14 protein-coding genes are annotated in these 13,637 nt (G+C 62.6%); 13 read left to right on the top strand and 1 reads right to left on the bottom strand.

The window, feature by feature from the left end:
* Positions 1-85: 85 nt before the first annotated feature.
* From ACW9JC_RS13990 to ACW9JC_RS13975, 4 genes are all read left to right on the top strand, one after another.
* Complete coding sequence (locus ACW9JC_RS13990; protein WP_457455450.1) at positions 86-775, top strand: N-acetyltransferase; 690 nt, start codon at positions 86-88, stop codon at positions 773-775.
* 4 nt (positions 776-779) lie between these two features.
* Entirely contained in the window at positions 780-1,991 is a 1,212-nt protein-coding gene (locus tag ACW9JC_RS13985) for a GNAT family N-acetyltransferase (RefSeq protein WP_457455448.1), read from the top strand.
* The gene (locus ACW9JC_RS13980) at positions 1,963-2,757 is read left to right on the top strand and encodes a ChbG/HpnK family deacetylase (protein ID WP_338581723.1); all 795 of its coding nucleotides are present in this window, start codon (positions 1,963-1,965) and stop codon (positions 2,755-2,757) included. The genes ACW9JC_RS13985 and ACW9JC_RS13980 overlap by 29 nt, the downstream gene beginning before the upstream one ends.
* 215 nt (positions 2,758-2,972) lie before the next feature.
* Positions 2,973-3,665 (top strand): N-acetyltransferase family protein, encoded by a 693-nt coding sequence (locus ACW9JC_RS13975; RefSeq protein WP_457455446.1) that lies wholly within the window; start codon positions 2,973-2,975, stop codon positions 3,663-3,665.
* A 1-nt stretch (position 3,666) separates the two neighbouring features.
* Here the strand turns inward: ACW9JC_RS13975 and ACW9JC_RS13970 are convergent, their stop codons facing one another.
* Positions 3,667-4,047 carry a RidA family protein gene (locus ACW9JC_RS13970; RefSeq protein WP_338581726.1) on the bottom strand — a complete coding sequence of 127 codons (381 nt, stop codon included), beginning with the start codon at positions 4,045-4,047 and terminating at the stop codon, positions 3,667-3,669.
* Positions 4,048-4,228: 181 nt separating this feature from the next.
* On the opposite strand from ACW9JC_RS13970, the gene pdxR reads away from it, so the two are divergent.
* The 9 genes from pdxR (at position 4,229) to ACW9JC_RS13925 (ending at position 13,470) form a co-directional block, all read left to right on the top strand.
* On the top strand, positions 4,229-5,737 hold the full coding sequence (gene pdxR, locus ACW9JC_RS13965; protein ID WP_457455444.1) for a MocR-like pyridoxine biosynthesis transcription factor PdxR: 1,509 nt from the start codon (positions 4,229-4,231) through the stop codon (positions 5,735-5,737).
* Between the two features lie 111 nt (positions 5,738-5,848).
* Positions 5,849-6,919 (top strand): sugar phosphate isomerase/epimerase family protein, encoded by a 1,071-nt coding sequence (locus ACW9JC_RS13960; RefSeq protein ID WP_457455442.1) that lies wholly within the window; start codon positions 5,849-5,851, stop codon positions 6,917-6,919.
* Between the two features lie 20 nt (positions 6,920-6,939).
* On the top strand, positions 6,940-8,205 hold the full coding sequence (locus ACW9JC_RS13955; RefSeq protein WP_457455440.1) for an MFS transporter: 1,266 nt from the start codon (positions 6,940-6,942) through the stop codon (positions 8,203-8,205).
* Between the two features lie 129 nt (positions 8,206-8,334).
* A complete protein-coding gene (locus ACW9JC_RS13950; protein WP_338581729.1) occupies positions 8,335-9,006 on the top strand; it encodes a GntR family transcriptional regulator in 672 nt (223 codons plus the stop codon).
* Positions 9,007-9,119: 113 nt separating this feature from the next.
* Positions 9,120-10,052, top strand: a complete 933-nt coding sequence (locus ACW9JC_RS13945; RefSeq protein ID WP_457455437.1) for a 4-hydroxyproline epimerase — start codon at positions 9,120-9,122, stop codon at positions 10,050-10,052.
* Positions 10,049-11,164 carry an NAD(P)/FAD-dependent oxidoreductase gene (locus tag ACW9JC_RS13940; protein WP_457455435.1) on the top strand — a complete coding sequence of 372 codons (1,116 nt, stop codon included), beginning with the start codon at positions 10,049-10,051 and terminating at the stop codon, positions 11,162-11,164. Before ACW9JC_RS13945 ends, ACW9JC_RS13940 begins: the two co-directional genes overlap by 4 nt.
* On the top strand, positions 11,157-11,390 hold the full coding sequence (locus ACW9JC_RS13935; protein WP_457455433.1) for a (2Fe-2S)-binding protein: 234 nt from the start codon (positions 11,157-11,159) through the stop codon (positions 11,388-11,390). Before ACW9JC_RS13940 ends, ACW9JC_RS13935 begins: the two co-directional genes overlap by 8 nt.
* Positions 11,390-12,646 (top strand): FAD-dependent oxidoreductase, encoded by a 1,257-nt coding sequence (locus ACW9JC_RS13930; RefSeq protein ID WP_457455431.1) that lies wholly within the window; start codon positions 11,390-11,392, stop codon positions 12,644-12,646. Before ACW9JC_RS13935 ends, ACW9JC_RS13930 begins: the two co-directional genes overlap by 1 nt.
* Before the next feature lie 74 nt (positions 12,647-12,720).
* Complete coding sequence (locus ACW9JC_RS13925) at positions 12,721-13,470, top strand: helix-turn-helix domain-containing protein (protein WP_457455429.1); 750 nt, start codon at positions 12,721-12,723, stop codon at positions 13,468-13,470.
* The last annotated feature ends 167 nt before the right edge of the window (positions 13,471-13,637 follow it).

Raw genomic sequence — 13,637 nt, 5'->3', positions numbered from 1 at the left:
CGCCGCTCGACTGCTTGGCCGCGCAGGCATATCGCCGCGCGCTGGTTTACTCCACTTGCGGGTCAACCCGTCAGGAGCCAATAACATGAGTGCATTGCAGAAACTCAGCCAACACATCAAACAAAAAGGCCTGCGCGCCACCGTCAAAAAAGCATGGAAGCACTTCGTGTTTTCCCACGAGGAGTTGCTGTGGATGGAGCGCGATCTGGTCAGCCCGATACCGCCGCACAAACTCAAGTCCTACCCGCCGTTACGCGTGGTCAGCATTACCCCGGAAAACGCCGTGGCGTTCACCCGCTATTTCGGTGACCGGGTGGAAACCATGGCCGAACTGGCCCGCGAAGGTCATACCGGACAGATGCACCTGGACGACAAAGGCGACGCGGTGGCGTTCATCTGGGGCGCCGCACGCGACTATCACGACCGCCATTACTACGGTTGCTGGTTCCCGGTGAAAGAAGGCGAGTTCTTCGAGTTCGGTGGCGAACTGACCCGGGGCTACTGGGGCACGTCGCTGTCGATGGACCTGCAAACGGAACTGTGGAAAGCCATGCACGCCCAAGGCTGCAACAAGGTGGTGGATGTGTGCGAGTGGCACAACGTCCCGGCGCTGAAACTGCACATACGCACCGGATACAAGGAACAGGGGCGCATCATGAACGTGTATGAACTGTTTGGCCGTTGGCGCTTTTATCGAGAATCCCGCTACACCGGCTCGCGCCTGGATGCCTTGCGCAAACCGGAACGTTCACCTGCGACAGCTTCGGTGGCCTGAGCCTATGACCGTGCGATTTGAATGGCGTACTTCGCTGTGCGCCGCTGACTTTCCCGCAGCGGCCTATGAAACACTACGTCTGCGAGTGATGGACCACACGCCGTTCAACGCACTGGCCTGGATGGTTGCCTCGCAGCAGGCTTTGACGGCCGGCGAACGCTTGCACGTTCTGCTCGGCTGGCAGGCTGATGAACTGGTTCTGTGTCTACCGTTGGTGGCGTCCGTCGAGCGGTTTGGCGGATTGCCGTTTCGTGTGTTGCATCACTTGGGCTATCCCCTCGCCGATCGCCTCGCGCTGCTCGCGTGCGTGGATGCATCGGACATGCGCAAGGCGTTGACCGAGGTTCGCCGTCGACTGCCTCATGCTGTGCTGCAACTCAATGAACTGGCAGGCGAGGACAGCGCATTGGCGCACTGGACCTCCCGCAGTTCGACCGCCGAGCGCCGCCTCAGTTGTCGCGCGCCGGTGCACCTGATCACTGATGCGGACCGTCAGGAAGTCTCCGGCGATCCGCGCTACAAACTGCGCCGGGCACGCAAGCGCATTGCCGCGTGTGGCGCGCAAGTCCGCCGAATCACCCCCGATGCGACGACCATGGGGCCGTTGCTCAAGGTCATCTCCGAGGTCGAAGCGGTGAGCTGGAAAGGCGATGAAGGCGTGGGCATCTTCGCCGACGACCGCCACCGCCAATGGATGGACCAAGCCTTCACCGCCCTCGCCGCCGAAGGCCTGGTGCGCGTGGTGGTACTGGAGCTGGACGGACGCTGCATCAGCTACCGCCTCGGCTTGCTGGAACAGGGACGGCTGTACGATTACAACCTGGCATTCCTGCCGCAATACGCCGACCTGGGCAGCGGTCGGGTGTTGCTCGAAGAATGGATTCGCTGGGGTCTGGACGACAACTGGCGCTGGATCGATGCGTCGCGGGTGAGCCTGGAAAATTCCAGCCATCAACTGCACGAACGCATGTCCGGACACATGGAACACTGGCGCTGGAGCTTCTACTCCTGGCGCCCGAGCGGCCTGGCACTGGGTCTGGCCCTGCGCTTCTGGCAACGGCTCAAACCCGCGATGCAGCAAAGGCGGGCCAAGCGTGCGGCAGCGGTCAGCTCACCTGCCCCTGCCCCCGTTGCGGCCCCCGTACCCAAGGCGCCTGCATCCACCGACAAACTCATGGAGGGCGAACATGCCACAGCAAGTCATAGTCAACGCTGACGACTTCGGCCTCAGCGCCTGCGAAAATGCGGTGATTCTGGGGGCTTTCCAGGCCGGGATCATCAGTTCCGCCACCGCCATGGCCAACATGCCGGCCTTCGAAGCGGCGTGTGCGCTGGCTCAACATCCATTGCTGGAGGGACGGATCGGCCTGCACTTCAACCTCACGTACGGCCGCCCCTTGAGCCGGCGCATTCTCACGCGCCGGACCTTCTGCGACAGCGCCGGCGTGTTCGATCTCAACCTGTCGCGCACCCGCCTGTGGCTGGGTCGCCAGGATCGGCTTGCGGTGGAAGAAGAACTCGAAGCCCAATGGCAACGCTGCGTCGACAACGGCGTGCGCCCCAGCCACCTGGATTCCCATCAACACGTGCACAACATCTGGCCCATCGGCGAGATCGTCGCGCGGTTCGCGGCGCGTCAGGGTGTGCCGGTGCGATTGGCGCGCAACCTCGGGCAAAACCTGAGCCTGCCCAAGCGCTTGTTCAAACAGTTGCTCAACCACCGTTTGAACAGTCTGGCCGGCGCCACCGCCGACTATGTCTGCACCCCGGTGGATTTGCGCAACGCGGCGCCGCCCAGTGACGGTTTGCTGGAAATCGTCGCCCACCCCAACCAGCTCGGCGCCGATTTTGGCGATGCCTATCTGGAACAAGGCGAGTCGTTGAGCGCCCTGCTGGAGCACCGATTGCCGGGCGTGCCGAGGGTCGCCTACAGCGTCGCCAACAATGCCATCCACAGGCGCGCAGAGACCGTGATGGAGTAATTGTTCAGGGATGATTCAACCTGGGATTTCCCCCGCAAAAAGCCCCTCTGGATACCTCGGAGCGCGGCTTTTTGACGCCGGAAAAACTGTGTCAATACTGAAACACAAATAGAAACAAATTGCTGGTAAAGGAGCTGCCATGCAAAGGCCATGGTGATCTATACCCAACATTACCTTCACCCAAAGCACGGCCAATCCCGGCCAAGGAGGGCTTCATGAGCCTGATCGACAAACTCCGCGAACGAATCAAACAAAAAGGCCTGAGCCGCACGTTCAGCACTCTGTGGAAACGCTATGTGTTTTTCCACTGGGAGTTGCTCTGGATGGAGCGCGACCTGGTCAGCCCGGTGCCGCCGCACAAATTGCGCCCCTACTCCGGGGTGCGTCAGGTCACCATCACCCCGGAAAACGCCGTCGCGTTTACCAGACACTTCGGTGACCGGGTGCAAACCATGGCCGAACTGGCCGCCGAAGGTCACACCGGCCACATGTACCTGGACGAAGAGGGTCATGCGATCGGGTTCATCTGGGGCAGCGTTCGCGACTACCACGACCGTCACTATTACGGCTGCTGGTTTCCGGTCAAACCCGGCGAATTTTTTGAGTTCGGCGGTGAAATGACCCGCGCCTACTTCGGCACCAGCCTGTCGGTGGACGTACAGGTCGCGCTGTGGGAAGCGATGGCGGCGCAAGGCTGCAACAAGGTGGTGGACGTCTGCGAAACCCACAACATCCCGGCGCTGAAACTGCACATCCGCATGGGCTACCACGAACAGGGCCGCGTCACCCACGTCTACGGACTGTTCGGCCGCTGGCGCTTCTTCCGCGAAACCCGCTACACCGGCTCACGCCTGGACCCTCTGCGTAAACCGGGACGCCCGGTGGTGGCGGCGGCAGCGCAGGCCTGACTCAGGCCTTGGCGGCCATTGCGGTGACTTCCACGCGCATGCCTTCAACCGCCAGCGCCGCCACACCCACGGCGGCGCGCACCGGCCACGGCTTGGCGAAGAAGCGCTTGTAGACTTCATTGAACGCCGCGCGGTCGGCCATGTCGGTGAGGTAGATGGTCAGGTGCAGCACGCGGTCCATGGAACTGCCGGCACGCTCCAGCGCAACCTTGAGCGCCTGCAAAGTGCACTCGCTTTGCACGGTGATATCGCCCAGCTCCAGGCTGCCGTCTGCGCGGGTCGGGATTTGCGTAGAGACCAGCAGTCCACCGAAACCGGCAACGTCGGAGGAGATGGAATCCGCATCGGGATCGGGAGTGAACGTGATGTCTTGGTTTGCCATGGGACTCTCGTACTGGAGGAAGTAAAGGGGCGCCGCGGCGATGCAACGTCGCGGCGCCTTTTGCGCGGGCAGTTTACCGCAAGTTTTTTGTTCGCCCATCCGCCATGTCGGCAGAGTGACTTATCCGGTGCCTCTGGATACCCTTGCGCTCATCTCCTCACGCCATCCAGACGAGCCTGTCATGAAATCCCCTGCCGGCCTGCTGTTGTCGGGCATCGATCTGGACCGGACCAGTTCCGTTCCGCTCTACCGTCAGCTCTATTTGCAGATTCGCAAACAGATACTGTCCGGACGGCTTCAAGGGGGCGTGCGCCTGCCATCGACCCGGACCCTGAGCCAGGAACTGGCGCTGTCGCGGATCACCATCCTCAATGCCTTCGACCAATTGATTGCCGAAGGCTTCCTGGCTTCGCGCACCGGAGCGGGCACCTACGTCGGTGACGAGTGGGAAAACCATGGCCTCGCCGACGATGAGCAACCGCGCCAGCCACCGCGCCTGTCGGACCTGAGCCAGTCGATGCTGTCGCTGCGCAGCGAACATTTTCGCGGGGTGTCCTATGCCGACTGGGACCCCGCGAGCCCCACCTCGTTTCTGCCCAGCCACAGCACGTACGATGCGTTCCCGCAACATATCTGGAAGCGCCTGATGAGTCGCCACCTGCACAAACCGACCAAGGCGATGCTCGGTTATGGCGAACTGCAAGGGCTGCTGGCCTTGCGCACGGCGATTGCCGAATACGTCTTCGATGCCCGTGGCATCGACTGCACGGCGGCGCAGGTGGTGATCGTTTCCGGTGCCCAGCAAGCCTTCAACCTGCTGGGCATGTTGCTGCTCAATCCGCAGGACGGCGTCTGGATGGAAGACCCCGGGCACATCGCCGCGCGCATCGCGCTCCAGGCCCAGGGTGGCCGCGTGGTGCCGTTGCGCATCGACGATCAGGGCATCGACATCCAGCAAGGCCTGGCCGAATGCCCTGATGCGCGACTGGTGTTTACCACACCGGCTCGCCAGCATCCCTTGGGCGTGACCATGAGTTACGCGCGGCGCCAGGCGCTCATCGACTGGGCCGCGCAACAGCAGAGCTGGATCATCGAAGACGACTGCGACAGCGAGTTCCGGTACAGCGGTCGCCCGTTGCCCGCGCTGTTCGCCATGGACCAGCGGGCACGGGTGATTTACGTCGGGACGTTCAGCAAGGTGCTTTTCCCCTCGTTGCGCCTGGGTTACGTGATATTGCCCCACGCCTTGGTCGAACCCTTTTGCACCCTGCGCGCGGTCATGGATCGCAGCCCGCCGACGCTCCTGCAAGCGGTGACCGCCGACTTCATGAGTGAGGGCCATTTTCTCGGGCATATCCGCCGCATGCGTGCGCTGTATCAGGCCCGCCAGCAAGCATTGGTCGAGCAGTTGCAGCAACAGTTGGGCGATTTTTTTACCATCACCCCGGTTGAAGCCGGCATGCATCTGATCGCATGGCTGCCGGAGCATCTGGATGCCGACACCATCGCCAAGGAGCTGGCCCGGCACAATATCCACACCTATGCCCTGAGCGACTACTGCCTGCAAAACTACCTGCCGCCCGCGCTGTTGATCGGTTTTGCCGGCACGCCAGAAGATCAGGCCAAAGCACGCGTTGAAGCACTGGCACAGGCATTGGTTCGCATGGGGCATCTGCAACAGCCCCGCTGAAGGAGCAAAGTGGTCTTATCAATTAAATAGTAATGGATCTATCGAGAGTTCCTGACTGGCGCGATAAAGGCTGCGCCGGGAGACCCGGCGTCTGAACCAGGAATCACTCGAATGAACAATAAGATCCAGGAACGATTCAACGCCTTGCTCCGCCACAAGGCGACCGGGGCCGAAGCGCCCCCCGTGCTGACGCAAGCAGTGGCCGGGCAACTGCTTGAGCGCCTCAAGCAATTGCGCTTGTTTGCCCACGCCTATCCCCTGCTGACCAACCTGACCCATGGTCGTGTCACGCCCGCCGACATGCTGGACTTTGCTTATCGCCACGAGCTGCAAGGCCTGAGCCTGCACTTGCTCGACGGTGAGGAAAACAGCCTCAGCCAAATGACCGCCGTCCAGCTTCAAGCGTTTGCCGACAAGGCCAGCGCGCTGCAACTGGACGTGCATCTGGAGATCAGCAGCACACGCAAAAACGATGTCGATCAAGTCATCGAAATTGCGCGGGCGCTGGGCGTGCGCAACATCCGCGTTTACTCGCGCTACGAAGGCACGCTGTCGCGGGTCATGGACATCATCGAGACCGACCTGCACTACCTCGCGCAGCAGGCGGACGAACACGACCTGTACTTCGACTTCGAACAGCATGAAGAACTCAAGAGCGGCGAAATCGCCGAGTTGTTGAACCGCCTCGACCACCCTCGCCTGCACGCCTTGTTCGATTTCGGCAACATGATCAATGCCTGCGAACAACCGCTGCAAGCCCTGCAAACGCTGGCGCCGCACATCCGTCAGACCCACCTCAAGGGCGTGCGCGTGGTCCCCGAGCAAAACGGCTTTGGTCACTACGGCGTGCTGCAAGGCAGTGACGAAGACGACCTGCCGAACGCCCGCATGCTGTTCGAATTGCTGATGTTGGGTGAATCCACCCCGCAAGTGATCGCTTTCATTCTTGAGCAGGAAAACCACTACGTGGCGCCGGCGTTCCGCCAGACCGACGAGGCGGCCGACCCGTTCATTGCCTACCGGGAAATGAGCGACACGCCACTGCCGGCGGGTTATTCGCTGGAGCGCATGTTGGCCGACGAACACCGCTGGGCGAACAACCAGGTCGCCTATGTCCGCGGCGTGCTGGCCGAGTTTCGCACCCTCGCCGAACTGACCCTGGACAACCGCAGCAACGCCTGAACCTGACGTGGAGAACAACAATGACAATCCAAAACAAGGCCAAATGGCTCAGATTCCTGATCCTCATTCTCGGTGGCGGCACCATCTACAAACTGGCGAACCTCAAGGACGCCTTCTATGTGCCCATGCAGGAATTCATGGGCTTGAGCCACACTGAAATCGGCGTGCTGTTGAGCGCCAACGCCATCATCGCCACGGCGTTGTTTGTTGTCGGCGGCTTGCTCGCGGACCGTTTCGACACCCGCAAACTGATCCCTATCGGCCTGCTCGGCACCGGTTGCCTGGGCCTCTATCTGGCGACCTTCCCGCCGTTCAGCAACCTGCTGATCGTGTTCAGTCTGCTGGCGGTGTGTGCCGACTGCATTTTCTGGCCTTCGCTGCTCAAGGCCATTCGCAACCTGGGCAATGATCAGGAACAAGGTCGCTTGTTTGGCTTGCTGGAAGGCGGACGCGGCGTCATCGATACGCTGGTGGCCTTTTCCGCACTGGGCGTTTTCGTCGCCATGGGCTCCGGCGAGTCCGGTCTGAAATCAGCGATCCTGTTTTACTCGGTGATCGACATTCTCGCCGGCACGCTGACCTGGTTCCTGCTCAAGGGCGGCACCACACAGTCGATTGCCAAGCCGAAGAACGGTTTGTCGAATCTGCTCGAAGCCATCAAGGTGCCGGGGATCTGGCTGGTCAGCCTCAACGTGTTCATGGTCTACATCGTGTATTGCGGCCTGACCTACTTCATTCCCTACCTCAAGGAAATGTACGGTTTGCCCGTGGCGCTGGTGGGTGCCTACGGCATCATCAACCAATACTTCCTGAAGATTCTCGGTGGCCCCGCCGGTGGCTTCATTGCCGACAAACAGTTCAAGAGCACCAGCCGCTACCTGAAATGGGCATTCCTGGCGCTGTTGCCACTGATGGGCGTGATCATGCTGATTCCGAAAAGCCCCGGCTTCATCTACGCCGGCATGGCCGCCACCCTGTCCTTCGCGTTGATCGTGTTTTCGATGCGCGGCGTGTTCTGGGCGCCGATGGGCGAAGTCGGCATCGCGCCACACATCACCGGCTCGGCGTTCGGCATTGGCTGCCTGATCGGTTATGCGCCGGGCATGTTTGCCTACGTGATCTACGGTTCGATCCTCGATCATTTCCCCGGTCAGCAGGGTTACAACTACGTCTTCAGTCTGATGAGTGTGCTGGCGATTCTCGGGTTCCTGGTGTCCAGCGTGCTGTATCAGACCGTGCGCGGTAAATCCACGGCAAACGGCGCCGTGGGGGCCGCACAAGCCTGATCATCATGACGTGTGGGAGCGCGCTTGCTCCCACAGGTTTCGTGTACTGACCGCTGGCCTGAGGCCGGAGAAGATCGGCGAAAGAATTTCGTATACCCTAGCGCTATCCCACTCCGAACGACCGCCGCCGTGAACCTGACCAAACTCAACGCCCCCGACCTTGGCAACACCCCTTCAACGTCGGAAATCATTACCCGCCATCTGCGCGATGCGATCGTCGCCGGGCATTTTGCCGAGGACGAGCCGATCCGCCAGGACGATATCGCCCGCCAGTTCAACGTCAGCAAGATCCCGGTGCGTGAAGCGCTCAAGCGTCTGGAAGCAGAAGGCCTGGTGATGTTCCAGCGCAATCGCGGGGCGATGGTCACGCGAGTGTCCGATGCGGAACTGGCGCAGATGTTCGAGGTGCGCATGTTGTTGGAGGACAAGATCCTGCGGCTGGCCATCCCCAACATGACCGAGGAAACCTTCGCCCGTGCCGAGCGCATCTGCCAGGAGTTCATCGGCGAAGACGACGTGGGACGCTGGGCCGAACTCAACTGGGAGCTGCACGCCTGCCTCTACGAGCCGGCGCAACGGCCGTTTTTGGTGAGCCTGATCCGTTCGGTCAACGACAAGCTTGAGCGTTACCTGCGCATGCAAATGAGCCTGTCGGCCGGCAAGGAACGCGCCGATCACGAACACCGCGAGATCATCAAGGCCTGTCGCGCCGGGGATGTCGACCGGGCGGTGACACTGCTGGACGAGCACATCGCCGGGGTCTGCAAGACCTTGTTCGAACACCTGCCTCACGCTCACTGACGCAACATCCACTGTGCCGATTTCGTCATCGGCGCAGGCTAAATCCATCAAGCCGTCATCTCGCCGTCCGGGCCACTCTTGCGTTCACTCAACCGAATGGACGTGGCCCTCCGATGAAACGCATCTCCGTGATCGACTCCCACACCGGCGGCGAACCGACCCGCCTGGTGATCGCCGGTTTTCCCGATCTGGGTGACGGCAGCATGGCCGAACGACGCAAGATCCTCGCTGAGCAGCATGATCAATGGCGCGCCGCCTGCGTGTTGGAGCCACGGGGCAGCGACGTGCTGGTGGGTGCCCTGCTCTGCACACCCGTGGACCCCAACGCCTGCGCCGGTGTGATTTTCTTCAACAACAGCGGTTATCTGGGCATGTGCGGCCACGGCACCATCGGCCTGGTCGCGTCGTTGGCGCACCTGGGCAAGATCGGGCCCGGCGTGCACAGCATCGAGACGCCGGTGGGCACGGTCCAGGCCACTCTGCACGATGATCAATCGGTGAGCGTGCGCAATGTGCCGGCCTACCGTTATCGCAAGGCGCTGCAATTGCAGGTGCCGGGCATCGGCCAGGTCAGCGGCGATGTCGCCTGGGGCGGCAACTGGTTTTTCCTGATCGCCGACCATGGCCTGCGGGTCGCCGGTGACAATCTTGACGCTCTGACCGCCTACACCTACGCCGTGCAGCAAGCGCTGGAAGCCCAGGGTTTTCGTGGTGAAGACGGCAGCCTGATCGACCACGTCGAGCTGTTCGCCGACGACGATAAAGCCGACAGCCGTAACTTCGTGCTGTGCCCCGGCAAGGCCTATGACCGCTCGCCCTGCGGCACCGGCACCAGCGCCAAACTGGCGTGCCTGGCGGCGGACGACAAACTGCAACCGGGGCAGATCTGGCGTCAGGCCAGCGTCATCGGCAGCGAGTTCGAAGGCTCTTTCGAATGGCAGGGCGAGCGCATCGTGCCGACCATTCGCGGCCGTGCCCATATCAGCGCCGAAGCCAGCCTGATCATCGAACAGGACGATCCTTTCGCCTGGGGCATCCGCCCATGAACCAAGGCCAGGTGGCCGATGTGATCGTGATCGGCGCCGGCATCATCGGCGCCGCGTGCGCCCAGGCCCTGGCCCGACGCGGTTTGCAGGTGCTGGTGCTGGACGCCGGCCTGCACGGCGCAACGGCAGCGGGCATGGGCCACCTGCTGGTGCTCGACGACAACCCGGCGGAACTGGCCCTCAGTCAATACTCACTGCAACGTTGGCGCGAACAGTCTGCGGACTTGCCCGCTGCCTGTGCCTATCGCTGCAACGGCACGCTGTGGCTGGCGGCCAACGCCGAGGAAATGGCCGTGGCCCAAAGCAAATACCTCAACCTGCAAGCGCAGGGTGTGGCCTGCGAGCTGATCGGCGCCCATGCCCTGCGTCAGCGCGAACCGGAGTTGTGTGAAGGCCTGGAAGGCGGCCTGCTGATCAACGGTGACGGCATTCTGTACGCCCCGGCGACGGCCAACTGGATGCTCGACACACCGAACATCCGCCAGCGCCGGGCACGGGTCTGCGAGGTCGACGGCAACCGCGTGCGCCTCGATGACGGCCACTGGCTGAGCGCCGCCGCCGTGGTGCTGGCCAACGGCATCCAGGCCAACGAGTTATGCCCGGAACTACCGATCGAGCCGAAGAAAGGCCACCTGTTGATCACCGACCGCTACCCCGGCACCGTCACCCATACGCTGGTGGAACTGGGTTATGTCACCAGCGCCCACAATGCCACGGGACCGTCGACGGCCTGCAATATCCAGCCGCGTCCCACGGGGCAATTGTTCATCGGCGCCTCGCGGCAATTCGGCACCACCGACCCGCAGGTCGAAGGCTGGATGCTCGCCAAAATGCTCAAGCGCGCCGCCCGCTACATGCCGGGGTTGAGCCGGCTCAATGGCATCCGCGCCTGGACCGGCTTTCGTGCCGCCAGCCCCGACGGCCTGCCGCTGGTGGGTCAGCACCCGCAACGCCAAGGCTTGTGGCTGGCGGTCGGTCACGAAGGACTGGGCGTGACCACCGCGCCCGGCACCGCCGATCTGCTGGTCGCCCAACTGTTCAACGAAACTCCGCCACTGGCCGCACAACCCTATCTACCCCAGCGTTTCCTCGGAGAACCCGCCCATGCCTGAATTGCTCTTGGACGGTCGCACCCTGAAAGTGGCCGAGGGAACCAGCGTCGCCGCCGCCCTGGCCCTGGGCAGCGACGGCTGCAGCCGCACCTCGGTAAGTGGCCAACGCCGTGCGCCGCTGTGCGGAATGGGTATCTGCCAGGAATGCCGGGTGACCATCGATGGCCGCCGACGCCTGGCCTGCCAGACCCTCTGCCGTGACGGCATGCAAGTGGAGACCCGCTGATGAATCAATACGCCGATCTGCTGATCATCGGCGCCGGCCCCGCCGGCATGGCGGCCGCACTTGCCGCCGCGCCCAGCGGTGCACGCATCGTCATGCTCGACGACAACCCGCTGCCGGGCGGGCAAATCTGGCGCGACGGTCCGCAAGCGAGCGTGCCCGATCAGGCACGACGTCTGCGCGAACGCCTGGCCACGTACAGCAACATCCACCACCATCCCGGCACCCGGGTGATCGCCAACCCCGCACCAAAACAATTGCTGGTCGAAGACGATGAAAACGGCTGGCTGATCCGCTACGACAAACTGATCCTGTGCACCGGCGCCCGCGAATTGCTGCTGCCCTTCCCTGGCTGGACCTTGCCCGGCGTGACCGGAGCCGGTGGCTTGCAGGCGCTGATCAAGGCCGGGCTGCCGGTGCAGAATGAGCGCGTGGTGATCGCCGGCAGCGGACCACTGCTGCTCGCCAGCGCCGCCACCGCGAAAAAACACGGTGCAAAGGTCGTGCGCATCGCCGAACAGGCATCCCTCGCGGCCGTCGCCGGTTTCGCCGCACAACTGCCGCGCTGGCCCGGCAAGTTCTTGCAATCGTTCAGCCTGTTCGACCGCCAATACCGTACCGCCAGCCACGTGCTGGCCGCCCTCGGCAGCGAACGACTGGAAGGCGTGCGCCTGCAACACAACGGCAAGATCGTCGAACTGGAATGTGATCGCCTGGCCTGCGGTTTCGGCCTGATCCCCAATACGCAGTTGGGTCAGGCGCTGGGTTGTGCCGTTGAAAAACAGGCGCTGGCGGTGGATGCGTGGCAGGCCAGTAGCCGCGCCGATCACTTCGCCGCTGGCGAATGCACCGGGTTTGGCGGCAGTGAACTGGCTCTGGTGGAAGGCAGCATTGCCGGTCACGCGGCGGTCGGCGATCTGCAAGCGGCGCGCCGGTGGTGGCCGCAACGGGCACGCTGGCAGGGTTTCGCCAACGTATTGAATCAGGCCTTCGCCCTCGACCCGCGACTCAAGTCCCTGGCCAGCCCCGACACCCTGGTCTGCCGTTGCGAAGACGTGCCTTACGCGGCATTGGCCGGCCATGCCGACTGGCGCGAAGCCAAGCTCGCCAGCCGCTGTGGCATGGGCGCCTGTCAGGGGCGGGTGTGCGGTGGCGCGACGCAGCACCTGTTCGGCTGGCAACCCTCGGCACCGCGCCCACCCTTCAGCCCCGCGCGAATCGAAACCTTGATGAGCCTCGACGACACCCCGCCAGCGTGACGAGCGCGGCGGGGGTTTCGGCGATGCAGCCAAGTCACTATGATCCCGAGGGTCACCCTCAGACCTGCGGCGCCATGTATCCCTCGCTCACTTCTTTCAAGCCATGCGATCTGCCGACGCTGCTAAGCAGTCTGCAACCGATTGCGCCGCTGCTCGATACCCTGTCGGACGTGGTGTTTTTCATCAAGGACGTTGATGCCCGCTACGCCTTCGTCAACCAGACCCTGGCCCGGCGCTGCGGTTTCAAACAGAGTGCCGAACTGCTCGGGCGCACCGCCGAAATGGTCTTCCCGGAACGCTTCGGCCCGCTGTACACCGAGCAGGACCGACGCGTGCTGGCCAGCGGCCGGGAACTGGCCGATCAACTGGAACTGCACCTGTATTACGGCAATCAGCCGATCTGGTGCCTGACCCACAAACTCGCCCTGTACGATGAACAGGGCCGGATCGTCGGTCTGGCCGGGATCTCCCGTGATCTGCAATCACCGCAGTCGAATCATCCGGCATTTCAGAAACTGGCGGCGGTGGATGCGCATATTCGCCGTCACTTTGCCCGGCCCATCAGCCTTGCCGAACTGACTGCCATTGCCGGGTATTCCGTGGCGCAACTGGAGCGGCACTGCAAGCGGGTGTTTCAGCTCACGCCACGGCAGATGATTCACAAGGCGCGGCTGGAGGAAGGATCGCGGTTGTTGTTGCACAGCGAGTTGCCGATTACCGAGATTGCCTTGCTGTGTGGGTATACCGACCATAGTGCGTTCAGTCGGCAGTTTCGGGCGTTGACCAGTGTTTCGCCTAGTGAGTATCGGGGGAATCGGGGGTAGGGTTTTTTTGGGGTTTTGGTTTTTGGTCGGGGTACATATCCGTTTCTGCGGTAACGGCGGCTGGCGGTTTCGCTCTTACAGCGAGTCCCTTTTTCAAACGCCAAAAAGGAACCAAAAGGCTTTGCCCCGGCGTACGGCACCTCGCTGGGGCTCGGTGTTCCCTCGCT

The organism is Pseudomonas sp. SDO5591_S426, from assembly GCF_054070755.1.
This window is presented reverse-complemented; position numbering and strand designations above follow the sequence as displayed.